This window comes from Nocardia inohanensis NBRC 100128 (assembly GCF_001612945.1).
GTDB lineage: Bacteria > Actinomycetota > Actinomycetes > Mycobacteriales > Mycobacteriaceae > Nocardia > Nocardia inohanensis.
In genome coordinates, this window is record NZ_BDBK01000013.1 from 51,170 (window position 1) to 76,179 (window position 25,010).

Sequence of the window (25,010 nt, forward strand, 5' to 3'; positions counted from 1 at the left end):
GGTTGCCGCTATGATCACGAAATTGGAACGTGTTTCACAGAAATTGAACCACGCCGATGCCCCGGTCGGGACAGGTTTCCAGACACCATCCGCACCCGCGCGACAGCCCCCTCGCCAGCTACCCGATAGCAGGCTTCTAGAACTCGTTCACATCGCTTCGGACTGCGGGATATTTGCGTCCGCAAACGTCCTGAACTTTGATCTTGTGACTGGACATGATGTCCAGTGTGTGCGCAGACTAGAACTTGTTCTACAGTGATCAGAGGCACACTCGAGGATGAGGTACTGAAATGAGCGCTTCTCCGCGCTACGCGGACGCCACCGAAGCCGATTACGTCGTGATCGGCGCGGGCAGCGCCGGCGCCGTCGTGGCAGGCCGGCTCGCCGAGCGCGGCGAGAGCGTGATCCTGCTGGAGGCCGGGCGCAAGGACGACACCCGCATGGTCACCATGCCGGGCGCGATCAGCATGGTGCACACGGTCCCGCAGCTGAAGAAGCGCGTGACCTGGAAGCAGTTCTCCATCCCGCAGAAGCACGCCAACGATCGCCGGATCCCGATGACCCGCGGCAAGGTGCTCGGCGGGTCCAGCTCGGTCAACGGCATGCTCTACGTGCGCGGCAACCGCGCCAACTTCGATTCCTGGGCCGCCGAAGGCAATACCGGCTGGAGCTACGACGAGGTCCTGCCCGCCTACAAGCGGCTGGAGAACTGGCAGGACGGCGCCAGCGACGTGCGCGGCGTGGGCGGTCCCATCGAGGTCACCCGCCAGCAGGAGCTGACGCCGATCGCCCAGGAGTTCATGGTCGCGGCGTCCGAGACGCTCGGCGCGCCGATCATCGAGGATTACAACGGCAAGTCGCAGGAGGGCATCTCGATCTTCCAGCAGTCGGTGAAGAACGGCCTGCGCTACAGCTCCTCGCGCGGCTTCATCACCGATCGCCCGGACTCGGGCCTGAAGGTGCTGACCCACGTGCACGTCACCCGCGTCGTCATCGAGAACGGCCGGGCGACCGGCGTCGAGATCGCGGAGAAGAACGGCAGCCGCCGCATCGTGCGCGCGGGCAAAGAGGTCATCGTCTCCGGCGGCGTCATCGGCTCGCCGCAGATCCTCATGCTCTCGGGCATCGGCCCGGCCGCGCACCTGCGCGAGCACGGCATCGACGTGGTCGCGGATCTGCCGGTCGGCCAGAACCTGCACGACCACCTGTTCGTGCCGATGACCTACATCTCCAAAAAGGCCATCCACCGCGGCATTCCGACCCACTTCGCCAGTGGCATCATGCAGGAGCTGCGGCGTCCGGGCAGCTCCTGGATGGGCCGCACGGTCTTCGAGGCGTGCGGCTTCGTCAAGACCAAGTTCGCCGACGGCGACTACCCGGACATGCAGATCCACACCCTGCCGTGGAGCTACCCGATCCCCAACCAGGATGAGGACAAGCTGCACCTGGTCGACCGGCGGCCCGGCTTCACCATCTTCCCGAGCCTCATCTACCCGAAGAGCCGCGGCGAGCTGAAGCTGGCCTCGGGCGATCCGTTCGCCGCGCCGCTCATCGACCCGGGCTATCTGAGCGATCCCCGCGATACCGAATTCCTCGTCGAGGGCATCCGGATGATCCGGGAGATCATGGCGCACAGCAGCATTCGCGCCGACTGGACCGAGGAGCTGGCCCCCGGGCCCGCGTTGCAGGACGAGACCGCGCTGCGCCGCGAGCTGCCCAACCGGGTGCACTCGATCTACCACCCGGTCGGCACCTGCCGGATGGGCGTGGACGAGCGCGCCGTGGTGGACCCGACGCTCAAGGTGCTGGGCATCGAGGGCCTGCGGGTCGCCGACGCCTCGATCATGCCGAGCATCACCGGCGGCAACACCAACGCGCCGAGCTACCTGATCGGCGAGAAGGCCGCGGAGTTCATCTGATCCGCAGACCTCGGGTCACCGGCCACGACCACCGGTGACCCGAACCGCCCCGGGCCGGCTCCCGTTATCGGTCCGGGGCGGAGCTCTCTCCACACCGGACTCCGGAGGAATGCCGTGTCCGCCCTGCCCCTGGATATCTGGCTCAACGCACCGCTGGGCGAATCCGCCACCCGGACAGCGGAATTGCGCGCGCTCGGGGTGGACGGGGTGTTCACCTTCGAGGGCCCCAACGATGTGTTCCTGCCGCTGGCGCTGGCGGCCACCGTCCCGGATGCGGCGATCATGACCAATGTGGCGATGGCCTTCCCGCGCAGCCCCATGCATCTCGCGCACACCGCCTACGATCTGCATCGATTGTCCGGCGGGCGCTTCCGGCTGGGGCTCGGCAGCCAGATCCGGCCGCATATCGAACGCCGTTACGGGACAACCTGGTCCGAGCCGGTGGAGCGGATGCGCGACACCGTGCGGGCGGTACGGGCGATTCTGCGCGCGTGGCAGGACGGCACCCAGCTCGACTACCGGGGGCGGTTCTGGCAGCACACGCTCATGACGCCGCAATTCGATCCGGGGCCGAATCCCCATGGGCTGCCGCCGATTCTGGTGGGCGCGCTGGGCCCGCGCATGACCGAGATGGCGGCCGCGACGGCGGACGGATTACTGGTGATGCCGTTCAATACCGAGCGCCACTTCCGGGAACGAACCCTGCCCGCGGTCGCCAGGGGACGGGGCGAGCGGCCGTTCGAGATCATTGTCGAAGCCATTGTGGCGATGGGTGATTCGGAGGCGGAGATCGAGCAGGCGCGCCGGGCGGTGCGGAACCTGCTCGCCTTCTACGGTTCGACGCCCTCCTACCGTCCGGTGCTCGACGTCGAGGGCTGGGGCGAGCTGCAACCCGAGCTCAACACCCTGTCCAAACAGGGCCGCTGGCGCGAGATGGCCGGATTGATCGACGATGCGATGGTCGACGCACTGGCCGTGAGCGGAACTCCCGGCCAGTGCGCCGACATCATCCGGAAACGGTTCGGCGACAGTGCTTCCCGAGTGTGCGCGTACTTCCCCGGCTACTCGCCCGGTGATCACGCCGTCGCCGAACTGTCCGCCGGTCTCAATCGATCATGATCGGGTTCTCCAGCTCGTAGAGGCTGCGGTTCCCGGTCATATCGGTGACCACCAGGCGGGGCAGGTTGGGCCCGCCGGCGGTATAGGCATGCGAGACCGTCGCGGTCCGCGTGCTGGCATGTTCGCCGTCGCCGAAGTACCAGTCGTACTGGAGGATGGCCGCTCCGGCGGGGGCGGCATCGAAACTCACCGCTGCCCCCCGCACCGCCTTGGTGTGGGAGACGGTGAAGCCGGACCCGGAAGGTCCACCGCCGCCGAACCATTCGCGCAGACGGGGATTGAGCAGGAAGGCGTCGGCATAGGGCCGGGCATCGGCCAGGCTGAGATTGGCGATGGCGGACCTGCGGCATTGCGGTGGGAGATCGCCCAGCGGCGGGCAGGCGAGCAGGCGCAGCGCGAAGGATTCGTCGCCGAGCGGATTGAGCGCCGGCTTCCGCGTCGCGCCGAGCCCGCCGGTGTCCTCGGTGAACAATCCGTCGGCCGCGACCGCGAAGGGTTCGGCGGCAGCGGCATTGGCGTCGGCGGCCGCCCGCCGGAACACCTCCGCGGAGGCGCGCACGAATTCGGACCAGCGCTCCCGCAAGCCCGCCGGGGTCTCGGTGTCGCCGTCGTGGAAGTAGTCGGCCACCACCACCTTCGGGCTGCCCGGCAGCGCGTGCGCGAGTTCGATGGCATCGCGCATGCCGCGTCCGCCGTAGCCGAGGGTGGCCCCGCTGAAGTACGGCACATGCGCCGCGGGATTCGTCGATTCCGCTCCGACGCCGCCACATTCGCGCTCCACCGCGGCGGTCAGATCCTCGGTGCCGGGGGTGACGCCCACCGGGATGCCGAAGAACGGATCGAGATCGTTCATGCAGCCGTCGAGCAGCACCACATCGAAGCGGTAGTCGTGCTCGGCGGCCTCTTCGGCGGCCTGGTGGAGTTGGCAGAAGACGTCGGGGCTCGCTTCGGCGGATTCGGCACCGCACTGCGTGCCGTCGGTGGGCGTATCGAGCAGCGCGCCGGATCGCGAATAGTCGTGAACCTGCACGGCCCTTCCGGTTTCGGCGCCCAGCGCCTCGGCGGTCAGGTGCGCGAATTTGCGTTCCAGGTCCAGGCCCTGCCCCCACAGCACCGAATCGCCGATCGAGGCCACGTGCAGCGGGCCGCACTCGCGGGTGACGCGGAAATTCCAGGGCTTGCCGTAGGTCCCGGCCTGGCCGCCGGGAACTCGGGTGCGGGCGTCCACCCGTAGTCGGCCGTCCGGGGGCAGCTCATCGCGGCGGATATCGAATCCGACCGTCACCACGTCATTGGTGATCGCGGTGATGCCGGTGCGAATCGGCTGCTCCCCGGCCAGGATTCGCCATTCCACATCCGCCTGTCCGGGTTGCGCGGACGGGACGTAGACGGCGGTGGTGCCGCGCAGTGCGCCGTTGCACAGCCCGTCCGGCGCGGTGCTGACATCGATGATCAGCGGGTTGTCCGCGGGAAAATCGGCCACCGCGGGCACCGGGCCGGCCACCGCGATCACACCCGCGAGGGTCGGCAGCATCACCGCGCGACAGCGGGATCGCCACACCTTCACATGCTCCTCCTAGGGAGTTCAGCAACCTGACAGCAGACATAGAAGAGGGCGGTGCGCGAAACAGCCCGGCAGCCACGCCGAAATGGCCGAATTTAGCTGGTTCTACCTGCGGATATGCTAGACAAATGGGATTAATGCGAGAAAACGCACGCTCGCTTCCAGCCGCTCGCCGCGAGTGAAACCTCGCCGATTCGCTATCCGACGGCAGTTGATTCGCGATCCGACGGCTATGCCGCCCCGAGAGGCAGGCCGCCGGGGGCGCCGGAGCCGAAAGACCGGCCGCGGCACGGATGTGCTAACCACCGTGGACAATTCGCATCCACCGTCGGGCGAGATCACGAAAACAGCCCACCACCAGCATGTTTCAGGTTTGCAAGATCTTGTTAAGGCCACACCAAGGCCCGCGAAGCATTGTTTGTCTCAACACCGGAAGGCGCAAGGTCAAGGTCCGGCCCGTCCAACGAGGGGTGTCGGGTCGGATCCCACACCGAAGCCGACCGGTTTCCACGGGCGCGAATGGCCTGCCGCGAAGGGGGCGGCAGGCCATTCGTTACCGATCTTGCACCGTCATATCCTGGCCGCGGTCCCGTCCGGCGGCGCATCATGGACAGTAAGTGCGCCACGGAGATTGGGAGTTCAACGATGGAAACGGTGGTCGTCTTCGTGCTGGCTTGCCTGTTCTACTGGTGGGGCCTGCTCTGAGCTTGCCGTTCGACCCCACCGCGCTGCGCGACGGCCACCAGGGCGTCCGCGATCCGGCGGCAGAACTCGTCTTCGCTCTCGGTGCCGTGGGTGAGCGCGCGCAGCAGGGTCGCACCGCGCAGGAACTCGAAGACCGCTTCGACATCGCAGTCCGGGGCCGCCTGACCGGCCGCCGCAGCGCCCGCGAGTAGCTCCCGCAATGCCTCGATGGTGGGGCGTTCACCGCGGTCCAGCAGCCGGCGGTAGCTCTCCTGGTCGTCGTGATACTCCGAGAGCAGGCCCGGAATGGCCGAGCGGGCCGCCGGATGCGCGGCGGCGGACAGGAACAGCCGGGTCCAGGCCAGTAGATCGGCCGCCAGATCGCCACTGGGAATCGGATTGTTGGCGTTCTCGAGGGCGAAGATGGCGTCCTCCACCAGGGCCCGCTTCCCAGGCCAGCGCCGGTAGATGGAGGTGGTGACCACTCCGGCCCGGCGCGCCACCGCGGCAATGGTGGTGGCCTGATAGCCATCGCTGACCAGCAGTTCCTGCGTGGCGGCCAGCACCTGGGCGTCGAGCTGCGGGTCTCGGGGGCGACCCGGGCCGGGCCGATTCCCCACGGATGCGGTCACGGATCTCTCCTTCGGGTCGCCGGAAGTTTTTTCCTGGAACAGGTTACAACTTCGCCAGATTTGGAATACGCTACGGCCCGTATTCTAATTCACAGTGGCCTGCGCCACACCTTTAGAGAGGTCCAGTCGATGTTGACGCCCCAGGACGAACTCCTCTGCCACCAGCTGCCCACCACGTTCGATCACGTGCAGCAGAGCGACCTGCGCTGGACCGAGCGCATCGTCATGTACGGGTTCGACACCACCGGCACGGTGAGCGTCATGACCGGCATGGCCCGCTACCCCAATCGCAATGTCACCGACGCGTACGCCATGATCACCGTCGGCGGCAAGACCGCCCACGTGGTGCGGATGTCCCGCGAAATCGGCGGGCGCTACGACGGTTTGGGCTCCTGGCAGGTCGGGCCGTACCGGTACGAGGTCATCGAACCGCTGCGCAAGGTGCGCGCCACCCTCGACGACAACGAGTCCGGCATCAAGCTGCAACTCGAGTTCGAAGGCGAATTCCCGGCCTACGAACAGGAACCCGCGTTCTTCCGCACCCGCGGCCGGGTCCGTGAGGACGCCCGCCGGTACTACCAGAACGGCCGCATCTCCGGCTGGCTGGAGGCCGATGGCGTGCGCTACGACATCAATCCCGACACCTGGTGGTTCGGGCGCGACCACTCCTGGGGCACCCGGCACGGCGGTGGCGGCGGCAGTTTGGGCGAGGGAGACCACTTGCAGCCCAGCGAGATTCCCGACGGCGTCCTCTACTACATGGGCATCTTCCAATTCGACGACGAGCTGGTGCATTTCGCGCAGCGCGAGACCGCCGACGGGCAGCGCTGGCACTTCGAAGGCAATGTGCTGCCCAAGCTGGACTCCGGCAAGCAGGTGGTGCCGGTGATCAACGCCGAGCACAACCTGACCTTCCGGGACGACTTCCGCATCGTCAGCGGCGGCAGCTTCACGGTGCTCGCCGCCGACGGCAGCAATCGCGAATTCACCATCACCCCGGTGTCGGACTTCTGGCCGGGGATCGCCGGCTACGACAACTACCGCGGTTACGGCTCCGGCATGTGGCGCGGCGAGCAGTGGATGGATCACTTCGTCGCCGACCTCACCGACGTGGCGGATCTGAAACAGGCCAGCATGCTGAGCGAGACCTTCTGCCGCATCGAATCCGCGGGCAAGGTCGGGTACGGCCTGGTCGAGATGGTGTTCCTGGGCCGCAATGCCCGGTATGGCTACCAGGGGTACTGAGTTGTCCACCGTCCGTATCGCTCCCGAGCAGCTCGGGGCCGCGCTCGAACCACAGCTGCGGGAACGGCTGCCCGGCTCCGGGCAGGCGCGCATCGTCGACTTCGCCCGCACCACCCGCGGATTCGCCACCGAGACCTATCTTTTCGAGGTCGAGGACGACTACGGCCGGTTGCCACTGGTCATGCGGCGGCCGCCGGAGATGTCGCTCTTCCCCGACTACGACCTGCTGCGCCAGGTACTGGTCATGCAGCGGCTGGCCGCAACCGATATCCCGGTGCCGCAGGTGGCGTGGATCGAGCGCGACGAAACCGCGCTCAGCACGCCGTATTTCGTGATGAGCCGGCTGGAAGGTGAAGCGCCGAGCGACTATCCGTCGTATCACGCGGCCGGAAACTACTTCGAGGCCACGCCGGAGCAGCGCGAGCGCATGTGGTGGGGGTGCATCGACACCATCGCCGATATCCACCGATTGGATTGGCGGGAGCTGCGTCTCGACTTCCTCGGGCTCTCGCATCATCCGGGGGACGGGCCGGTCGAGCAGCTGGTCAACTATCTGGACTCGGCACTGACCTGGGCTACCGGCGGGGAGCAGCCCGAAACCTACCGCCGGGCCATCGCGTACCTGCGCGCGCACGCCTACCGGCCCGAACACCTCACCCTCTGCTGGGGTGACGCACGCATGTCGAACATCCTGTACGACAAGGACTTCCGGGTCAGCGGCGTGCTGGACTGGGAGATCGCCTACCTCGGCGATCACGAGGCCGATCTGGGCTGGCTGCTCTTCCTGGATTGGGCCAGCAGCGTTTTCGAGGGTCACGAACCGCTACCCGGTACGCCCTCCCGCGAGGAGACCATCGCGTACTACGAAAAGCGGACCGGGATGCCGGTGCGCAATCTGAAGTACAACGAGATCCTCGCCGCGGTGCTGCTGTCGGTCCCGTTGCTGCGCATGGCCAATCGCGTGCAATTGCCGCCGGAGATGAACATCACCGGCTTCTGTACCACCCGAATCGAGCAGTTGCTGGGCTAGCCCCGCCCGCACCGCTCCGGTCCGCCGGTCTTCGCGTGATCGGCGGACCATCAAACGCGAGAGCCGCCCCCGGCAATGGCACCGGGGGCGGCTCTCGGTATTCGCGGATCAGTGCACGTCGGCCAGTTCCGCGGCCGCTTCCGCCGGAAGTCCCTCGCCGGTCGCGGCTTTCGCGCCCTTCATCAGGAAGCAGGCGAGCACCGCGGCGGCCAGGGTGGCGATACCGCCGGCGATGAAGGTCAGCGACATGGCGTCGGTGAAGGCCGCACGGGCCGCCGTGATCAGCGCGCTGTCACCGCCGGCCAGGGCCGCGCCGATGCCGTCCCGGGCGGCTTCCGGAGCCGAGGCGGGCAGGGCGTCGGTGTAGGTACCGGCCAAGATCGCGCCCAGCACCGCCACGCCCAGCGCGCCGCCGGTCTGCTGAATGGTGTCGTTCAGCGCCGAGCCGACACCGGCCTGCTCCGGCGGGACCGCACCCATCAGGGCCCCGATGGCCGCCGGCATGGCCAGGCCCGCACCGACGCCGACCAGCGCCATCGCCACGGCCGGCAGCCAGAAGGCGGAGTCGGTGGTCAGCAGGGCCAGCACACCGGAGCCGGCGGCCAGGATCAGCAGACCCGACAGCACCATCGGGCGGACGCCGAGCTTCTGCACCAGGCTCGCACCGACGCCCTGGGCCACCAGCGCGGCGAAGGCCATCGGGGTGAAGGCCACCGCGGTCTTGACCGGCGAGTAGCCGAGCACGTATTGCAGGTACTGGGTCAGGACCAGCATCAGACCGGCGTTGGCGAAGGTGACCAGCACCAGGGAGAAGCTGGAACCGGTGAAGACGCGATTGCGGAACAGCTGGAGCGGAACCATCGGGTGTTCGGTCTTGATCTCGCGAATCACGAAGGCGGTCAGGGCAATAGCCGAGAGCACCAGCGACAGCCAGACCCCCTCGATGCCCTTGGCGGGGAATTCGATAATGGTCCACACCAGGGCGGTGGTGCCGATGATGGAGAGCGTCATGCCCGGCAGGTCGGTCTTCTTGGCCGGGCCCTTGGACTCCGGCATGAGCGCCAGGGCGGCGACGACCGCGACGACCGCGATCGGCACGTTGAGCACGAACACCGAGCCCCACCAGAAGTGGTTCAGCAGCAGGCCGCCCGCGATCGGGCCGCCGACCATGCCGATCATGGCCACCGCGCTCCAGGCGGCGATCGCCTTCGGCCGTTCCTGCTCGTCGAAGACGGTGATCAGGATGGAGAGCGTGCTCGGCATGATGAGCGCACCGCCGATGCCCATGATCACGCGGCCGGCGATCAGGGTCTCCGGGCTGGTGGCGTACGCGGCCAGCAGCGAGGCCGCGCCGAAGAGCACCAGGCCGACGACCATCACCAGCCGGCGGCCGAAGCGGTCCGAGAGGCTGCCCGAGGTGAGCAGCAGGCCGGCGAAGACCAGGATGTAGGAGTCGATCACCCACTGGATATCGCGGCCGGTGGCGCCGAGGTCGGTGGCGACCTGCGGGATGGCCACGTTCAGCACCATATTGTCGATCACCAGCACCAGTGAGCTCAGGCAGAGCACCACCAGGATCAGCCAGCGCCTCGGATTGCGCTCGGCCACAGGCGAATCCATCGCCTCGGATAGTTCGTTCGCGGTCATTTCCCAGTCCCCTTCGAAAGCTTCGCCGTACACTGTGCGGCGTTGTCGAACACTGTACGGTCTACGTACAGTGTTCGCAATTGGGAATGGTGTACGTGCGATCGAACAGCGTTCTAGCAGCGGTTATGCTGATCCAGACGAAGGAGGAATGGCCATGGCAGCCAAAGCCGAGCAGTTCGCCACGGTATGGGCGCGACCGCAGCGACAGCGGCGCGACTCCCCCACGCTGAGCCGGGAGCAGATCGTCAGCGAGGCGATCGCACTACTGGACAGCGAGGGGTACGAGGCGCTGAGCATGCGGCGGCTCGGCACCCGGCTCAATGCCGGGGCCACCTCGCTCTACACCCACGTGGCGAATCGCGAGGAGCTGCTCGAGCTCGTGGTGGACCAGGTGTTCGGGGAGATCCGGCTGCCTGCCGAGTTCACCGGCGAGACCTGGCGCGAGGATCTGACCGGCATCGCGCGCAGCGTGCGCGCCACCCTGCTCGGGCATCGCTGGGTCTCGGTCGTACTGAGCACCGCCGGGCTCATCTATCTCGGCCCGAACGTGATGCGCCTGTCCGAGGCCATGCTCGGGGTACTGGAGGCGGCGGGCTTCGGCGACGACGCCGCCGACCGCGCCTCGAACGCGATCATCGCCTACCTGCTCGGCTCCAGCAGCACCGAGGCCGCCATGCTCACCACTGTCGCGCGCAGCGGGCTCACCGAGCAGCAGTGGATGGAACAGATCATGGGCGTCTCGGTGGAGATGTCCAAACCCTATCCGCGACTGCACAAGCGGTACCTGGCCTACCTCGATATCGACTCGGCCACCGCCCGCGACAATGTCTTCGAGCAGGAGATCGGGCTCATCCTGGACGGGCTCGCGACGCAGCGATCCTGACCGGTCGCGACCGAGCGTCGAATCAGGTTGTGACGGCGCGCATTCGGCGGCGATGCGCCGGGGCCTCGACCATGATCGAGATGGCCAGCAGCGCGGCCAGCGCCGTCAGCAGCACCGCGACCGGCACGTGCACCGCCACCGGCAGCAGCGCGAGAACCAGTGCGGCGGTGGCGAATCGAATGAGCACGACCGCTTCGCCGATTCCGGTGAAGGCCGCCCGCATCGTGCCGAGCGCCAGCAGGGCGACCGCGACGCCGCCGATGATGCACGCGGCGGAGGTCGCGTTCAGATGCGTGCCGCCGCCCGCCACCGCGATGCTCATCGAAGCGCCGGTCAGCGCCAGGCCCAACTGCACCGGCAGATGGCCGAATACGTAGATGTTCAGCAGTTTTCCGCTGTGCGCGAGTTCGGTGTGCGCGCCCGCGCGGGTGCTACTGGCATTGAAGTACAACCACCCCACAGGCCGGCGGTGAGCGCGAATGCCGCCAGGCCCGTCACCACCGCCCAGCCCGCGGTGCGCGCGGCCACCAGGCCATTGGTGAAACCGAGCACCGCCTCGCCGAGGACGATGATCGTGAAGAGCCCGAAGCGTTCTCGCAGATGCTCGGCGTCCTGCCGGACCCGCGCCAGGCGACGCCCGGCGAGCAGCGGCAGCAGCAGCTCCACCGCCATGGCCACACCCCAGGCGACGTATCGCCACGGCGTGTCCAGCAGCAGGCCGCCGAGCCAGCCCACGGCGGTCAGCGCGGAGACCGCCGCGAAGACTCCGAACACCGGGCGCAGCACGGGATTTCGCCGGGCATCCCAGCCGTAGAGCGCGGCCACACCCGCGCGGGCGACCAGGTAGGAGAGCACGAAACCGGCGTCCATACCGGTGTCGTGGCCGACCGCGCCGGCGAACACCGCCATGCCGACCACGCCCGTCAGGCCGAAGGTGGTGAGCAGGCGGTGCGCGGTGTTGTCGCGATCGGCGCGATTGGCGTGCACGGCGTAGAGCACCCACGCCCACCACAGCGGGACGAACAGCCCCGACGCCGCCGCGACCGACCCGGCATCGGGGTGCGCACCGACCCGGTGCGTGATCTGGCCTACCGCCGCAACGAAAACCAGGTCGCCGAAGAGTTCGAACCAGGTGGCGCGGCGGGGTGGGGCGGTTTCGGCGAGCGGGTCGGGCATGCCCATCAACTTACTGAGAGAACGGTTCTCAGCGCCCGGTGGCCAGGGTCGCACCGCCGGTGACCTCCAGGACGTGACCGGTGATGAAGGCGTTGTTCGCCAGCAGGTGGATGGCGCGGGCGATCTCCTCCGGGCGGCCGGGGCGACCGGCCGGGGTGGCGGCGGAGATGCCGTCGAAGAGCTCGCGGCGCTGCGCCTCGGGAACCCGGTCCCACCAAGGGGTGTCGACCAGGCCGGGTGAGACGGCGTTGACGCGCAGCGGGGCGAGTTCGACGGCCAGCGGGGGGACCATGGATTCGAGTGCGCCGTTGATGGCGGCCAGACCGGCGCTGCCCGCGAAGGCGGCGCGGGCGGAGGCGGCGGTCACCAGGGTGACCGAGCCCTGTGGATTCAGGTGCGGGAGTGCGGCTTTGAGGATGCGGACCTGCGGCCAGAACTTGCCGTCGAAACCGGCGATCAGGGCGTCCAGGTCCAGGTCGGCGAAGCCGCCCGCGCCGGAGGAGCCGCTGACCGAGATCACCAGATGATCGAATTGCCCGGTGTGCTCGAAGAATTCGGCGATGGCGGCCGGGTCGGTGGCGTCGACGCGGTAGGCGGTGACCTTGCCCTCGATCCGGGCACGGGCCGCATCCAGTTTGTCCTGGGTGCGGCCGGTGATGATGACCTCCGCGCCGTCGGCGGCGAACATGGCGGCGGCCGCCTCGCCGATGCCGGAACTGCCACCCATGACTACGACGCGCTGTGTTGTGGTCATTGCGAACTGCCTTCCTCTGCGATGTCCCGTCTATTGTTACGAGACCGATAGTCTCGACAACAGTGTTACCGAGACTTTTAGTCTCGACAAAGCCGTGAGTTGGGTCACAGGGAAGGGGCAGGCTGTGAAAGCCGCAGGTGGAGAGTCGAATACGGAGCGGGCGCACACCGGGCGCAAGCGCAACGAGGCGGCGCATCAGGCGATTCTGGATGCGGCGCGGCAGTTGCTGGCGGAATCCGAGGGCGCGCCGATCACCATCGATACCATCGCGCGGACGGCGGGGGTCGGAAAGCAGACCGTCTATCGGTGGTGGCCGTCGAAGGGGGCGGTGCTGCTCGATGCCTTGACCGATCTGGCGACCGAGGAGGTGCCCACGCCCGATACCGGTTCCCTGAGGGGTGATCTACTGGGCATCATCGGGTCGACTTTCGCTGGGGCACAGCACAAAACGACCGCCTCGACGCTGCGGACACTCGTGCGTGAGGCGGCCGCTGATCCGCAATTGGCGGATCTGGTGAAGACTTTCACCGCGCAACGGCGTGATGCGGTGCGCGGCATACTGATTCGTGGGCAAGAACGCGGCGAGCTGTCCGGCGATACGGATCTGGCGCTGATCATCGATCAGTTCTACGGGCTGTTCTGGTATCGCTTCCTACTCGCCAATGAGCCGCTCGACCGGGAAACGGCCGAGCGGCTCACCGACGCTCTTCTGAAGTGAGGCAGGCTTATCCGGCGAGGCCGCTGCGAACGCCCTCTTCGATGCGCTTGCCCAGCTCGGTGTCGACGCTCTTCCAGTATTCGAAGACGCGGCTCAGTACCGGCTCCTGCACGCCGCCGAGCACGTGGCCGACCACGTTGCCCACCAATCGATCCCGCTCGCCGTCGTCGAGCACCTCACGAACCAGGGTGCCCGCCTGGGTGAAGTCGCCGTCCTCGGCGTGCTGGATGTAGCCCGCGCGGAGCATGGTGGGATCGAACTCCCACAGCCCCTCGTCACCGGCGCGCTCCGGATCGGCGTGCGGTCCGCCGAACGAATTCGGTGCGTACACCGGCACATCCGCCGGGTTGTAGTCGTAGCGCATCGGCCCCTCCTTGGAGTAGGAGTTCACCTCGGCGGCCTTGGCGCGGTTCGGCGGCAGCTGCGCGTAATTGGTGCCGATGCGGTAGCGGTGCGCGTCGGCGTAGGCGAAGACGCGGCCCAGCAGCATCTTGTCGGGCGAGAAGCCGATGCCCGGAACCAGATTCGACGGTTCGAAAGCGGCCTGCTCGATCTCGACGTGGAAGTTGCCCGGGTTGCGGTTCAGCGTCCAGCGGCCGACCTCGATCAGCGGGTAGTCCTGCTGCGACCAGACCTTGGTCAGATCGAACGGGTTGAAACGGTAGCCCTCGGCCTCGGCGACCGGCATGACCTGGACCTTGAGGGTCCAGCTCGGGAAGTCGCCGCGCTCGATGGCCTCGTACAGGTCGCGGCGGTGCGCGTCGGCGTCCTTGCCCGCGAGCTCGTCGGCCTCGGCCTGGGTCAGGAACTCGACGCCCTGATCGGTCTTGAAGTGGTACTTCACCCAGAAGCGCTCGCCGGCGGCATTGACCCACTGGTAGGTGTGCGAGCCGAAACCGTCCATGTGGCGGTAGGTCTTCGGGATGCCGCGGTCGCCCATCAGCCAGGTGACCTGGTGCGCGGTCTCCGGGCGCAGGGTCCAGAAGTCCCACTGCATATTGTGATCGCGAAGTCCGTTGCCGGGCAGGCGCTTCTGGGACCGGATGAAGTCGGGGAACTTGATCGGGTCCTTGATGAAGAAGACGGGGGTGTTGTTGCCGACGATGTCGTAGTTGCCGTCGGTGGTGTAGAACTTCACCGCGAAACCGCGCGGATCGCGCCAGGTGTCGGGGCTGCCCTGCTCACCGGCGACGGTGGAGAAACGCACCAGCGATTCGGTGCGCGCACCCGGCTGGAACAGCTTCGCCTTGGTGTAGGCGCTGACATCGCCGGTGACGACGAGCTCGCCGAAAGCGCCCGCGCCCTTGGCGTGCACGATGCGCTCCGGTACCCGCTCGCGGTTGAACTGCGCCAGCTTCTCGATCAGGTAGTGGTCGTGCAGCAGGATCGGGCCCTGCGCGCCGGCGGTCAGCGACTCGTCATCGCTGGGCACCGGGATACCGGTATTGGTGGTGGTCGGCTTGGTCCGGCCGGAAGTCGTCATGCGGAGCCTCCTGAGGTGAGTTGGCAACGTGGGCAACGCCCCCAGAACACGACTTCGGCCTCGTCGATCACGAAACCGTGGGACCGATCGGGTTCCAGGCAGGGCGCGGCGCCGACGGCACAGTCGATATCCACGACCGTCCCGCAGCTCCTGCACACCAGATGGTGATGGTTGTCCCCGGTGCGGGACTCGTACAGCGCCGGCGAACCCGCCGGCTCGATCCGCCGCAGCAGCCCGGCTCCCACGCAAGCCTTCAACACGTCGTAGACGGCTTGCGTGGAAACCGACCCGAGCGTCTCCCGCACCTTCACAGCCACCCCATCGGCATCCGAATGCGGGGCCTGCGCCACCGCATCCAAAACCGCGACCCGGGGAGCGGTCACCCGCAGGCCAACGGCCCGCAACTGCTCCCGTGCGTCGTATCCGGAGTGCATGCCAACCACCCTGCTCCCTTTTCTGGAATTAGTCAAGAAAACGTTCTGGAATAGTTCCAGAAAACCTATTTTCGCACGTCAGCCGCCAGCGGCGACGGCGACTCGGCCATCCGGCGCGGTCTGCTCCTCACTGGAAGGGGTTGACGCCGGCCGGCACGGTGACGCGGGGCGTGGTGGGGGCCACGGGCTGGGTTTGCCGGCCCTGCGGGCGGGGGATGTTCGAGGGGAAGTTCGGGAAGCGGTCCAGGTTCGGGAGGCTCGGGAGCACCGGGAAGCTGGGGCGCTGGTAGTAGCCGGTCGGGAGGGTGGGTGGGGGCGTGTAGCGCTCGTGGGTGGCGGACGAGTCGTCGCCGAGGGCCGCGATCACGACGCGGATCACCAGACCGATGGCGACGAGCGCCGCCCAGCGGCCGAAACGTGAACCGCCGGAAGACTTTTCCTTCGGGCCGCGGCGGGCGGCCGCGGCGAGTTTGACGAGGTGGCCGCGGACCGCGTCGGCGTATCCCACCGGGTCCAGTTGGGCGACGCGGCGCAATTCCCGCTCCGCCAGCGCGTGATTGCCGCGATCCCATTGGACCAGGGCCAGATGGTAGAGGGCGTCGACGCGTTCGGGGTCGAGCTCCAGGACGCGCCGGAAGGCGGCTTCGGCGCGGTCCGGGGCGAGCAGGTTCTCGCGCAGGATCATGCCGCGCAGCAGGTGGACCGAGATGTCGTCGGGGTCCAGTTCCAGGGCGCGGTCGGTGGCCGACAGCGCCGCCTTCGGCTCCGTATCGCGTTGTGTGGCACCGAGAACGCGGTGATTGTCGGCGTATTTCGGTTCCAGCTCCACGGCCCGGCGGGCGGCCGCTATCGCCGCGGCTCGATGCTTGCGGCCGCTCGCGGTATTGCCCTCGGCGCGGGCCAGCTGAAGTTCGGCCAGGGCGCGCACCCGCCACGCGTAGGTGTAGTCGGGTGCGTGCCGCAGTGCGGAGGCGCTCACGTCCAGGGCCTGCTGGTAGTCGCTGAGGCGGAGGTGGGTGTTGGCCAGCTCCGCCAGCAGGTCGGCATTGTCGGGTTCGGCGGCCAGGGCTTCGGACAGGACGTCCCGGGCGGACTCCAGCCGGCCCAGCTCGGCCAGCGTGCGCGCCTTGTCGAGCTGTGCGCTCATTTCTCGAATTCCCGCCGTCTAGCGCATGTTCCGCTGTTTCATATAGGCGGCCAGCTCGTCGTAGGTGCCGTCGTTGTTCGCGAATTCGACCACATTGCGGGCCGATTCGAACCAGGCGCCGGTACTCGGGCGGATCTGGGTCAGGGCCTGCTGCATATCGGCCATCCGGACAGGGCGGACAGTGCCGGAGCGGATCGAATCGGCCATGGCGAACTGGGTGGCGGATTTGCAGACGTGCGCCAAGTCCGCGCCGGAGAGGCCATCGGTGCGGACGGCCAAGGCGTGCAGGTCGATTCCGGCGACCGGGCGATCACGCAGATGATGCCGCAGGATCGAGACGCGGGCCTCGGTGTCCGGCAACGTCACCAGGATCATGTGATCGAAGCGGCCCGGGCGGCGCAGCGCGACATCCACATCCCACGGGTGGTTGGTGGCGCCGATGACGTACACGCCCTCGTTGTCGCTGGTCATCGAATCCATCTCGGTGAGCAGCTGATTCACCGTGGTGCGCATGCTGGAGGAGTTCGAGAGCTGGCTGCGCTTGTGGCCGAGCGCATCGATCTCGTCGAAGAACAGCACGCACGGGGCCTTGCGCCGGGCGGTCTGGAAGACCTGCTGGAGGTTCTTCTCGCTGCGGCCCACATACAGATCCAGAATGTCGGCGATATCGATGGCGTAGAAGTTCGCGCCCAGCTCGCCCGCGACCGCCGCAGCGAGGAAGGTCTTGCCGCAACCGGGCGGGCCGTACAGCAGCAGGCCGCCGCGCGCGCTCGTCCCGAAAGCCTTGGCCAGCTCCGGATTCCGGATCGGGCCGAGCAGCGACAGGTCCAGCTGCCGCTTCACCGCGTCCATGCCGCCGACATCGGCGAGGGTGAGCTTGGGGCGTTCGAACAGGCCGACATCGCCTTCGGCGTAGAGCACCGGCTGCTCGTTCACGAACGACGGCTCGATGATGTCGCCGACCTGCTCCTCGGCCTTGTCCCAGTCGTAGCCCGAGCCGTGCTCGGCGCGCTCGCTCGCGGTCGTATCCGGCTCGGCGGTATTCGGACCGGGGGTGTCCGGACCGGGGGAAGCCGGGTCGCCCGATTCGGTCCGGCCGGGTGCGGGGACGGCCGCGCCCGTCAACGCCGCGGTGCAGCGCGCGAGCAAGGCGGTGGCCTGAGCGTGGTGCGGGTCCTGAGCGAGGGCGGTCGCGCAGTGGGAGAGGGCCTCGGTGTGACGTCCCCGGGCCAGCAGCAGTTCGATCACGCTCACGCGCAGCGGTAGCAGTTCCGGATTGCGGTCGAGGACCGCCAGCAGTTCGGTGATCGCCGGATCGTCGGTCAAAGCTCCCCTATCAGGTCATACACACTGTCGTCGCGAATGCTAAACGGTTCGAGCGACAGGGCACACCCGAGATTCCGTCACACCGTCGCGCACATCACAGTCACCCGGCCGGAATACATCCGGTGGGGTCGCCGTTGAGACACATTGCCGGCGTCGGAACAGCCCCGGGCCGCACCCCATCTGTCGTTTCGAACGACCACTCGCCGAGAGGCGCTTGTTGGGCGTCGGCGCTCACTTCGCAGCCACGCTGCGAGCGAATGCCGCCAGGACTCCCCCCGCCTGGCGGCTTTCTGCTTATCCCGGAGGGTTTTTCACCGGGTGCTGATCACGTGTTCAACCGCTGCTCAACGGGCCCGACCGTTAGCCTGAAACACATGTTGCGCAAGCGCAGGGGGTTGGCTGGCGCGTTAGCGGTGGCATTGGCCATGGGCAGCGTGATCTTCGGCGGCGGCTTCGCGGCGGCGTCGGAATTTCGGTGCTCCGAGCCGACGGGCCGGCAATTCGAGCGGGCCGCACCGGAGCAGACCGGGCTCGACTCCGAGCGGCTGGCCGGCGCATTGAATTTCGCCGCGAGCCGAAATCGCTTGAACGTACAGGTCTTCCGGCACAACTGCTTGATCGGCGAGGGCCCGACGAATGCCGAGACCGGGACGACGCCCTGGAACGTCTGGAGCGTCACCAAGAGCATCGTCTCGCTGGTCGCCGGAATCGCCTGGGACCGTGGGCTGCTCGATCTCGGCGCGCCCATCGACACCTATCTGCCGGCGGGCCTCGGCGATCCCGAACACCGCTCGATCACCGTGGAGAACCTGCTCACCGAATCCTCCGGGCTGCGCGTCGGCGTGCTGACCGAGGGCATCACCGGCGTGATCCCGGTCGACCCGTTCAGCGCGGTGCAGGCGCTGGGCGTCCCGTTCGACGACCCGCCCGGCACGGCATTCCAGTACAGCCAGCGCAATGTGGACCTGCTCTCCTATGTCATCGAACTGGCCGTCGGCGAACCGCTACAGCAGTTCGCGCAACGAGAGTTGTTCGATCGCATAGGCATTCAGCGCGGCGACTACTACTGGGCCCGGGACCGATCCGGGCACACCTACGGCTACGCGCATCTGACGATCCCGCCCGACGACCTGTCCCGGCTGGGCATGCTGGTCGCGAACAACGGCCGCTGGGGCGAGGAGCAGGTGGTGTCGGCCGGCTATCTGCGCCGCGCCACCACCGCGTCCGAGCACAACAGCTGCTACGGCTACCTGTTCTGGCTCGGACCGGATTGCGCCGAGAACCCCGACTATCTGCCCGCCGACGTCTTCGCCATGTCGGGCCTCGGCCAGCAGAACGTGTACGTCATTCCCAGCCTGGACCTGATGGTTATGTGGACCGGGGTGTACGGCGTGCACACCGGCAAGGGCGTCACCGGGATTCTGCAATACGGGGTGGAACCGGCCTATCAGTTCTTCCGGCTGCTCATGGATGCCTTCCACGACCGCCCGATGCCCGATCCGGGCCAGTTCGTGGAACCCGCGCTGAGCTTCGACGCGAGCAAGTACTACAGCACCGACCTCGCGCTGGCGGTCTTCGGCATCGGCCCGGCAGCCTACCCGGGCTGTACGGTGCTGTCCTGCTTGGACCTTCGGCTGGCCGCACCGTTCACCGACGCGCCGCCGGGCTGCGTGCTGGTGGCATGCGTCGGCCCGGATCCACGCACGCCGGGTATCCGCTGACCTCCGGGATCCGCCCGCCGCACCTGACCGCGGGCGGACCCGGATCAGGGTGTCACGGCCGCGCGACCCGCCAGGTCCCGCAGCTCGTCCGCGGGTCTGCGGCCCGCGAACTGCAACAGATCACGCACCACCTCCCGCGCTCGATGATCGTTGTGCACGAGTTCGGGGGTCAGCCGTTCGGCGGTGAGCAAGGCATCGAGCGCCTCCCCGGCCTGCCGTCGCTGCGCGTGCGCGCGAGCCACGTCGACCAGGAAACGAGCCTGCCGCTCCGGGGAGAGCACCGACGCGTCCACCGTTCCGGCGGTGTCGAGTGCCTCTCCGGCATCACCCAATTCGACCGCCACCGCCACCGCGTGTACGGCGACACTGGTCGGACCGAATTCGGTGTCGAAATCATTGCGGCCCTCGCCTAGTCGCTCGGCGGCATGCCGCGCCGCGGACAAGCCCGCGCGCGCCGCCGTGCGATTGCCGTCCGTCGCCGCGATCACCGCCAGCATGAGCTGGAGGGAACCGTAGAGCGACAGCACTTCCGGACGGCAGCGCGCCTCGTCGCGAACCTGTGGCGCGAGTGCCGTCGCCGACACCCGGGCCGCCTGCCCGGCCTGTTCCAGTCGTTGCAAACGCAGGAAAGCCTGTGCCATGCGGTAGGTTCCGGCCACCACGCTGAGCGGGTCCCCGGATTCCTCGGCCGCCCACAGCGCCCGATCCGCCGCGACCCAGGCCGCGTCGACTTCCTCCTGCCGCGTGAACGCGGTCGCCGCGACCTGATAGGCGCGCGACAGCAATGCCAGCGCCTCCGGCCGTTTGGACGACGTGCGCGCCGCATGCTCCAGATCCGGAATCAGTTCCAGCAGACTGCCGCCCACTTCGACGAGCCTGGATTCGTTTGCCAATTGCCAGGCGAGATCCACTCGCTCACGCAGCTCCGGTAGTACGTCGGCCGACTCGCGATCGACCTCGTCACCGAATAGTTGCTCGAGAGCGGGATGTCCGGTGAGCAGCAAACGCAGCTGCTCGAAGACGGCCGAGCCCGGTCGATGTCCGTCACCGCGATGATCGGCCATCGGTTCGGCCGCTTCCGGCCGCAGATCTCGTACCGCCACGCCGAGCACGTCCGCCAACCTTTGCAGCACCGAAAGGCGCTCCACCGGTAGGACGTCCCGCTCGACCTGTGACACCCAGCTTTCCGAGCGCCTGATTGCCGCGCCCAACTCTTTCTGCGATAGTCCCCGTCTCCGGCGTAACTCCGCTACCCGTGCCCCAAGGGTACTTTCGGCCACCGGGTCAAACTCCTTCTGCCTGATCGGCTTTCCCGGCCGTCACCGCCCGCTTGTTTCGCCGATGTCTCCCATGCCCTTCTCTCCTTCCCGATGGGATCTGTCGACAAGGATTCCAGACCAGGCGAGCTTACGGCGCACAGTATGGAACATGGATTTTTCTTATTGCACCGCAATTTTTCTGTGTTTAACGTTTGTAGGGGACCCGTCGAAGCAAACCGACGACAAGAGGTGGTCATGCCCGGCGAACTCTTCTTCTTCCTTCTAGGCGCCGGAATCGGCGGTGCGGCAATGTGGTTCGCGGCTGCGACCGTCACTGCCACCAAGTATTCCGGTTCCGATTGCGGCCCGACGGTGCAAAGCATCGCCGCCCGTCTGGAACGCGAAGGTACCCGCTGCGCGCGGCTGCCGAAAGGACAATCCGCACATCGGGCAGCGCCTCGATGACGACAACGCCCGAAACCACCGAAGTGCATGTGCGCCTTAGATTTCCGGGCGGCATGATCCTGGACTACCGAGCCGACCGGACAATTGCGGAGCGGCTGGCGGCGCATTTGCGCCCGTACTCGATCGAAGTGACCATCAATGGACAACTCGGGGCAAATCTCCGCCCCCTCCCCTGCGCCGAGCTTTGGGTCGATTGACCAATTACAACTCTCGTAACTCTCAGGGGCTTCGCCCCCGAACACCCTCGGTCAAATATGAAAATCGGGCCGTTCAATCCATTGGATCGAACGGCCCGATTTTCGACTGCGAAGATCAACGGTTCTGGAGCAGAACTTCCGCGATCTGAATGGTGTTGAGCGCCGCGCCCTTCCGGAGGTTGTCACCGGAGATGAACAGCGCCAGACCGCGGCCGTCCGGGACGCCCGGATCCTGACGGATGCGGCCGACGAGGGACTCGTCGATACCGGCGGCCGCCAGCGGGGTGGGGACGTCCACGAGCTTGACGCCCGGGGCCTTGGCCAGCAGCTCTTCGGCCCGCTCCACCGAAATCGGTTCGGCGAATTCGGCATTGATGGAGAGCGAGTGGCCGGTGAAGACCGGGACGCGCACGCAGGTGCCGGAGACCAGCAGCTCGGGCAGGCCCAGGATCTTGCGGGATTCGTTGCGCAGCTTCTGATCTTCGTCGGTCTCGCCGGAGCCGTCGTCCACCAGCGAACCGGCGAGCGGGATCACGTCGAAGGCGATGGGGGCGACGTACTTGTTCGGGGCCGGGAAGTCGACCGCGGAACCGTCGTGGACCAGCTTCTCGGCATCGCCGATGACCGCGCGCACCTGGGTGGCGAGCTCCTCGACGCCGGCCAGGCCGGAGCCCGAGACCGCCTGGTAGCTGGAGACGATCAGGCGCTGGAGCCCGGCCGCGTCGTGCAGCACCTTGAGCACCGGCATGGCGGCCATGGTAGTGCAGTTCGGGTTGGCGATGATGCCCTTGACCAGGTTCTGGGTGGCTTCCGGGTTCACCTCGGAGACGACCAGCGGAACCTCGGGGTCCTTGCGCCAGGCCGACGAATTGTCGATGACGGTGACGCCGGCCGCCGCGAAGCGCGGGGCCTGCACGCGGGACATGGTGGCACCGGCGGAGAACAGCGCGATGTCGAGCCCGGTGGGATCGGCGGTCTCGGTGTCCTCGACGACGATGTCCTTGCCGCGGAACGGCAGGGTCTTACCGGCCGAGCGCGCGGATGCGAAGAATCGCACCTCGTCGGCCGGGAAGTCGCGCTCTTCCAACAGCTTCCGCATGACCGCGCCGACCTGTCCGGTCGCGCCGACGACGCCTACGCGTACACCCATGTCTATCGCCCCGTTCCGCCGTGCACCACGGCCACTTCGTCGCCACCGAGATCGAACGCCGCGTGCAGGACCTTGACCGCCTCGTCCAGGTCGGTGTCGCGGACCAGGACCGAGATGCGGATCTCGGAGGTGGAGATGAGATCGATATTGATGCCGGCCTCGGCGAGGGATTCGCAGAAGGTGGCGGTCACGCCCGGGTGCGACTTCATGCCCGCGCCGACCAGGGACACCTTGCCGACGTGATCGTCGAAGACGACCTGGGAGAAGCCGATATCGCCCTGGCGCTTGGTGAGCAGTTCGACCGCGCGCGCGGCGTCCAGCTTGGGCAGGGTGAAGGTGATGTCGGTCTTACCGGTCTCGACCTTGGAGATGTTCTGCAACACCATGTCGATATTGATCTCGGCGTCGGCGACCGCGCGGAACACCTTGGCGGCGTAGCCCGGCTCGTCCGGAATGCCGACCACGGTCACCTTGGCCTCGCTGCGGTCGTGCGCGACGCCCGTGAGGATTGCTTGCTCCAAGGGGATGTCCTCCATCGATCCGGTAATCAGGGTGCCGGTCTTGTCCGTATAGGAGGAACGGACGTGAACGGGCACGTTGTAGCGGCGCGCGTACTCGACGCAGCGCAGCATGAGAACTTTCGAGCCGCAGGCGGCCATCTCCAGCATTTCCTCGTAGGAGACGGTGTCCAGCTTCTGGGCATCGGAGACGACGCGCGGGTCGGCGGAGAAGACGCCGTCCACATCGGTGTAGATCTCGCACACGTCGGCATTGAGGGCGGCGGCCAGCGCGACGGCGGTGGTGTCGGAACCGCCGCGGCCCAGCGTGGTCACGTCCTTGCTGTCCTGGGACACGCCCTGGAAGCCCGCGACCAGCACGATGGTGCCGTCGGCGAGGGCGTTCTGCACCCGCCCCGGCGCCACGTCGATGATCTTGGCATTGCCGTGCGCGCCGGTGGTGATGACGCCGGCCTGCGAGCCGGTGAAGGAGCGGGCCTCGGCGCCGAGCGAGTGAATGGCCATGGCGACCAAGGCATTGGAGATGCGCTCGCCCGAGGTGAGCAGCATGTCCATCTCACGCGCGGGCGGCGCGGGCGCCACCTGCTGCGCCAAATCCAGGAGTTCGTCGGTGGTATCGCCCATGGCCGAGCACACGACCACCACGTCGTGGCCCTGCTTCTTGGTCTCGACGATCCGCTCAGCGACCCTGCGGATGCGCTCGGCGGTGGCGACCGAGGATCCTCCGTACTTCTGAACGACGAGAGCCACGGTGGGAATCCTCCAAGATCGACAAACTGCTGCTACCGACCCCCAAGGTTACCGGTGCAGGTCCACCGGATTCGCGCCTACCTCCTCAGCGACCCGTCGAAGCCGAGGTCATACCGTGATACCGAGAGCAATCAACCCTTGGACCCCGCCCGGGAGGATGCGATGCGAAGCAAGCTCATCGATGTGACCACCGGACGCCGCGAAGTGGTCTACGACCTCACGCCGCGCTGCGCGGATTTCCTGGACGAGGTCGCGGACGGCGCGGACGGCCTGCTGCACGTCTTCGTACCGCACGCGACCGCCGGTATCGCCATCATGGAATTGGGCGCGCGCAGTGACGACGACCTGCTGGCCGCGCTGCGCGATCTGCTGCCCGCCGACGATCGCTGGCAGCATGCGCACGGATCGCGCGGGCACGGCCGATCGCATGTCATGCCCGCGCTCATCGCCCCGTATGCCACGGTCCCGGTGCTCGGCGGCCGAATGGCCTTGGGCACCTGGCAGTCCGTGGCCTTCGTCGATCTGAATATCGACAACCCGGACCGGCAGGTGCGGCTGTCCTTCCTTGCGGGATAGGCGGCGCGGACCTGCGCTCAGGCGCGGGTGAACCAGCTGACCTGGGTGCAGTTGTCGAAGCTCTTGCGATCGGTGAGCTGGAACTGGGTCGGGTTGTAGTTGCCGGCGAGGGCTTTGGTGCCGTCGCCGATGATTACGGGGTAGCTCTTGATGACCAGTTCGTCGATCTCATCCATCAGCTGGGCGGCGAGGTTGCCGCCGCCGGCGAGCCAGATGTCCTGGCCCTCTTCCTTTTTCAGGCGCTGAACCAGGGCCACCGGGTCACCGTTCACGAGTTCGACGCCGGGAGCATCGATGGCGGTCAGCGTGGACGAGACGATGTACTGCCTATTCATATGGGGATACGGGCTGTCGATGCCGGCCAGTTGGGCGGGTTCATAGGTGTTGCGGCCCATGATCAAGGTGTCGAAGTGTGCGGGGTGGGTGCCCTCAGCGATGCCGAAGTGCGACCACACGTGGGCCGGGAGGGTTTCCGGGTATTCGGCGGCGAGCCAGGTCCAGAAGTCGGGGGAGGCTTGGAAGGGGGCGATGTCGTGATTCGGGCCGGCGATGTAGCCGTCGAGGGACATTCCGACGAAGTAGGTGAGGTTTCGCAATCTTTTACCGCCTCAGC

24 protein-coding genes are annotated in these 25,010 nt (G+C 67.3%); 10 read left to right on the plus strand and 14 right to left on the minus strand.

Features of this window, described 5'->3' with window-relative positions; genetic code table 11:
* The first annotated feature begins 290 nt into the window (after nucleotides 1-290).
* Nucleotides 291-1,919: a GMC family oxidoreductase gene (locus NI1_RS25530; RefSeq protein ID WP_067825515.1), complete on the plus strand. Its 1,629-nt coding sequence runs from the start codon at nucleotides 291-293 to the stop codon at nucleotides 1,917-1,919.
* A 123-nt stretch (nucleotides 1,920-2,042) separates the two neighbouring features.
* The gene (locus tag NI1_RS25535) at nucleotides 2,043-3,038 is read left to right on the plus strand and encodes a TIGR03617 family F420-dependent LLM class oxidoreductase (RefSeq protein WP_067825580.1); all 996 of its coding nucleotides are present in this window, start codon (nucleotides 2,043-2,045) and stop codon (nucleotides 3,036-3,038) included.
* Here NI1_RS25535 and NI1_RS25540 read toward each other — a convergent pair.
* Together NI1_RS25540 and NI1_RS25545 are read right to left on the minus strand one after the other, a co-directional pair.
* The gene (locus tag NI1_RS25540) at nucleotides 3,025-4,605 is read right to left on the minus strand and encodes a PKD domain-containing protein (protein ID WP_157535342.1); all 1,581 of its coding nucleotides are present in this window, start codon (nucleotides 4,603-4,605) and stop codon (nucleotides 3,025-3,027) included. The genes NI1_RS25535 and NI1_RS25540 overlap by 14 nt on opposite strands.
* A 680-nt stretch (nucleotides 4,606-5,285) precedes the next feature.
* Entirely contained in the window at nucleotides 5,286-5,918 is a 633-nt protein-coding gene (locus NI1_RS25545) for a TetR/AcrR family transcriptional regulator (RefSeq protein WP_084523666.1), read from the minus strand.
* A gap of 129 nt (nucleotides 5,919-6,047) precedes the next feature.
* Here NI1_RS25545 and NI1_RS25550 point away from each other — a divergent pair, with 129 nt between their 5' ends.
* Nucleotides 6,048-7,163 carry an Rv3169 family protein gene (locus NI1_RS25550; RefSeq protein ID WP_067825517.1) on the plus strand — a complete coding sequence of 372 codons (1,116 nt, stop codon included), beginning with the start codon at nucleotides 6,048-6,050 and terminating at the stop codon, nucleotides 7,161-7,163.
* Between the two features lies 1 nt (nucleotide 7,164).
* Nucleotides 7,165-8,193, plus strand: a complete 1,029-nt coding sequence (locus NI1_RS25555) for a phosphotransferase family protein (RefSeq protein WP_245663398.1) — start codon at nucleotides 7,165-7,167, stop codon at nucleotides 8,191-8,193.
* Nucleotides 8,194-8,301: 108 nt separating this feature from the next.
* Here the strand turns inward: NI1_RS25555 and NI1_RS25560 are convergent, their stop codons facing one another.
* The gene (locus tag NI1_RS25560; RefSeq protein WP_174564525.1) at nucleotides 8,302-9,840 is read right to left on the minus strand and encodes an MFS transporter; all 1,539 of its coding nucleotides are present in this window, start codon (nucleotides 9,838-9,840) and stop codon (nucleotides 8,302-8,304) included.
* Nucleotides 9,841-9,994: 154 nt separating this feature from the next.
* Between NI1_RS25560 and NI1_RS25565 the strand changes: the two genes are divergently transcribed.
* Nucleotides 9,995-10,723 carry a TetR/AcrR family transcriptional regulator gene (locus tag NI1_RS25565; RefSeq protein WP_067825588.1) on the plus strand — a complete coding sequence of 243 codons (729 nt, stop codon included), beginning with the start codon at nucleotides 9,995-9,997 and terminating at the stop codon, nucleotides 10,721-10,723.
* A 22-nt stretch (nucleotides 10,724-10,745) separates the two neighbouring features.
* Here NI1_RS25565 and NI1_RS38560 read toward each other — a convergent pair whose 3' ends face one another.
* From NI1_RS38560 to NI1_RS25580, 3 genes are read right to left on the minus strand one after another with little or no spacing between them, the layout of a single operon-like run.
* On the minus strand, nucleotides 10,746-11,183 hold the full coding sequence (locus NI1_RS38560) for a low temperature requirement protein A (protein ID WP_169815636.1): 438 nt from the start codon (nucleotides 11,181-11,183) through the stop codon (nucleotides 10,746-10,748).
* A complete protein-coding gene (locus NI1_RS25575; RefSeq protein WP_169815637.1) occupies nucleotides 11,105-11,899 on the minus strand; it encodes a low temperature requirement protein A in 795 nt (264 codons plus the stop codon). Before NI1_RS25575 ends, NI1_RS38560 begins: the two co-directional genes overlap by 79 nt.
* Before the next feature lie 28 nt (nucleotides 11,900-11,927).
* Nucleotides 11,928-12,653 (minus strand): SDR family oxidoreductase, encoded by a 726-nt coding sequence (locus NI1_RS25580; protein WP_067825525.1) that lies wholly within the window; start codon nucleotides 12,651-12,653, stop codon nucleotides 11,928-11,930.
* Here NI1_RS25580 and NI1_RS25585 point away from each other — a divergent pair.
* Nucleotides 12,646-13,371, plus strand: a complete 726-nt coding sequence (locus NI1_RS25585) for a TetR/AcrR family transcriptional regulator (protein ID WP_218026829.1) — start codon at nucleotides 12,646-12,648, stop codon at nucleotides 13,369-13,371. The genes NI1_RS25580 and NI1_RS25585 overlap by 8 nt on opposite strands.
* Nucleotides 13,372-13,378: 7 nt before the next feature.
* On the opposite strand, the gene NI1_RS25590 is transcribed toward NI1_RS25585, so the two are convergent.
* From NI1_RS25590 to NI1_RS25605, 4 genes are all read right to left on the minus strand, one after another.
* Nucleotides 13,379-14,854 carry a catalase gene (locus tag NI1_RS25590; RefSeq protein WP_067825529.1) on the minus strand — a complete coding sequence of 492 codons (1,476 nt, stop codon included), beginning with the start codon at nucleotides 14,852-14,854 and terminating at the stop codon, nucleotides 13,379-13,381.
* Nucleotides 14,851-15,288 (minus strand): Fur family transcriptional regulator, encoded by a 438-nt coding sequence (locus NI1_RS25595; RefSeq protein ID WP_067825531.1) that lies wholly within the window; start codon nucleotides 15,286-15,288, stop codon nucleotides 14,851-14,853. Before NI1_RS25595 ends, NI1_RS25590 begins: the two co-directional genes overlap by 4 nt.
* A gap of 127 nt (nucleotides 15,289-15,415) precedes the next feature.
* Nucleotides 15,416-16,435 carry a tetratricopeptide repeat protein gene (locus NI1_RS25600; RefSeq protein ID WP_067825533.1) on the minus strand — a complete coding sequence of 340 codons (1,020 nt, stop codon included), beginning with the start codon at nucleotides 16,433-16,435 and terminating at the stop codon, nucleotides 15,416-15,418.
* A gap of 18 nt (nucleotides 16,436-16,453) precedes the next feature.
* Nucleotides 16,454-17,761: an AAA family ATPase gene (locus NI1_RS25605; protein ID WP_067825535.1), complete on the minus strand. Its 1,308-nt coding sequence runs from the start codon at nucleotides 17,759-17,761 to the stop codon at nucleotides 16,454-16,456.
* Between the two features lie 374 nt (nucleotides 17,762-18,135).
* Between NI1_RS25605 and NI1_RS25610 the strand changes: the two genes are divergently transcribed.
* On the plus strand, nucleotides 18,136-19,482 hold the full coding sequence (locus tag NI1_RS25610; RefSeq protein ID WP_067825537.1) for a serine hydrolase domain-containing protein: 1,347 nt from the start codon (nucleotides 18,136-18,138) through the stop codon (nucleotides 19,480-19,482).
* Nucleotides 19,483-19,526: 44 nt separating this feature from the next.
* Here the strand turns inward: NI1_RS25610 and NI1_RS25615 are convergent, their stop codons facing one another.
* Nucleotides 19,527-20,762, minus strand: a complete 1,236-nt coding sequence (locus NI1_RS25615; protein WP_067825538.1) for a helix-turn-helix domain-containing protein — start codon at nucleotides 20,760-20,762, stop codon at nucleotides 19,527-19,529.
* A 90-nt stretch (nucleotides 20,763-20,852) separates the two neighbouring features.
* On the opposite strand from NI1_RS25615, the gene NI1_RS38165 reads away from it, so the two are divergent.
* A complete protein-coding gene (locus tag NI1_RS38165; protein WP_157535344.1) occupies nucleotides 20,853-21,206 on the plus strand; it encodes a hypothetical protein in 354 nt (117 codons plus the stop codon).
* Nucleotides 21,203-21,403 (plus strand): hypothetical protein, encoded by a 201-nt coding sequence (locus NI1_RS38170; RefSeq protein ID WP_157535345.1) that lies wholly within the window; start codon nucleotides 21,203-21,205, stop codon nucleotides 21,401-21,403. Before NI1_RS38165 ends, NI1_RS38170 begins: the two co-directional genes overlap by 4 nt.
* Before the next feature lie 115 nt (nucleotides 21,404-21,518).
* Here the strand turns inward: NI1_RS38170 and NI1_RS25620 are convergent, their stop codons facing one another.
* Nucleotides 21,519-22,553, minus strand: a complete 1,035-nt coding sequence (locus NI1_RS25620; protein WP_067825539.1) for an aspartate-semialdehyde dehydrogenase — start codon at nucleotides 22,551-22,553, stop codon at nucleotides 21,519-21,521.
* Nucleotides 22,554-22,555: 2 nt separating this feature from the next.
* Nucleotides 22,556-23,821, minus strand: coding sequence for an aspartate kinase (locus tag NI1_RS25625; RefSeq protein WP_067825541.1), 1,266 nt, complete (start codon nucleotides 23,819-23,821; stop codon nucleotides 22,556-22,558).
* Between the two features lie 162 nt (nucleotides 23,822-23,983).
* Here NI1_RS25625 and NI1_RS25630 point away from each other — a divergent pair, with 162 nt between their 5' ends.
* Nucleotides 23,984-24,397 carry a secondary thiamine-phosphate synthase enzyme YjbQ gene (locus NI1_RS25630; protein ID WP_067825590.1) on the plus strand — a complete coding sequence of 138 codons (414 nt, stop codon included), beginning with the start codon at nucleotides 23,984-23,986 and terminating at the stop codon, nucleotides 24,395-24,397.
* Between the two features lie 17 nt (nucleotides 24,398-24,414).
* On the opposite strand, the gene NI1_RS25635 is transcribed toward NI1_RS25630, so the two are convergent.
* Nucleotides 24,415-24,993 (minus strand): dihydrofolate reductase family protein, encoded by a 579-nt coding sequence (locus NI1_RS25635; RefSeq protein WP_067825544.1) that lies wholly within the window; start codon nucleotides 24,991-24,993, stop codon nucleotides 24,415-24,417.
* Between the last annotated feature and the right edge of the window lie 17 nt (nucleotides 24,994-25,010).

Bases quoted from the DNA above. Each gene is read 5' to 3' on its own strand.
- NI1_RS25530 (WP_067825515.1), top strand. From the start codon at position 291: ATGAGCGCTTCTCCGCGCTACGCGGACGCCACCGAAGCCGATTACGTC.
- NI1_RS25550 (WP_067825517.1), top strand. From the start codon at position 6,048: ATGTTGACGCCCCAGGACGAACTCCTCTGCCACCAGCTGCCCACCACG.
- NI1_RS25560 (WP_174564525.1), bottom strand. From the start codon at position 9,840: ATGACCGCGAACGAACTATCCGAGGCGATGGATTCGCCTGTGGCCGAG.
- NI1_RS25565 (WP_067825588.1), top strand. From the start codon at position 9,995: ATGGCAGCCAAAGCCGAGCAGTTCGCCACGGTATGGGCGCGACCGCAG.
- NI1_RS25575 (WP_169815637.1), bottom strand. From the start codon at position 11,899: ATGCCCGACCCGCTCGCCGAAACCGCCCCACCCCGCCGCGCCACCTGG.
- NI1_RS25580 (WP_067825525.1), bottom strand. From the start codon at position 12,653: ATGACCACAACACAGCGCGTCGTAGTCATGGGTGGCAGTTCCGGCATC.
- NI1_RS25590 (WP_067825529.1), bottom strand. From the start codon at position 14,854: ATGACGACTTCCGGCCGGACCAAGCCGACCACCACCAATACCGGTATC.
- NI1_RS25595 (WP_067825531.1), bottom strand. From the start codon at position 15,288: ATGCACTCCGGATACGACGCACGGGAGCAGTTGCGGGCCGTTGGCCTG.
- NI1_RS25600 (WP_067825533.1), bottom strand. From the start codon at position 16,435: ATGAGCGCACAGCTCGACAAGGCGCGCACGCTGGCCGAGCTGGGCCGG.
- NI1_RS25610 (WP_067825537.1), top strand. From the start codon at position 18,136: ATGTTGCGCAAGCGCAGGGGGTTGGCTGGCGCGTTAGCGGTGGCATTG.
- NI1_RS38165 (WP_157535344.1), top strand. From the start codon at position 20,853: ATGGGATCTGTCGACAAGGATTCCAGACCAGGCGAGCTTACGGCGCAC.
- NI1_RS38170 (WP_157535345.1), top strand. From the start codon at position 21,203: ATGACGACAACGCCCGAAACCACCGAAGTGCATGTGCGCCTTAGATTT.
- NI1_RS25620 (WP_067825539.1), bottom strand. From the start codon at position 22,553: ATGGGTGTACGCGTAGGCGTCGTCGGCGCGACCGGACAGGTCGGCGCG.
- NI1_RS25630 (WP_067825590.1), top strand. From the start codon at position 23,984: ATGCGAAGCAAGCTCATCGATGTGACCACCGGACGCCGCGAAGTGGTC.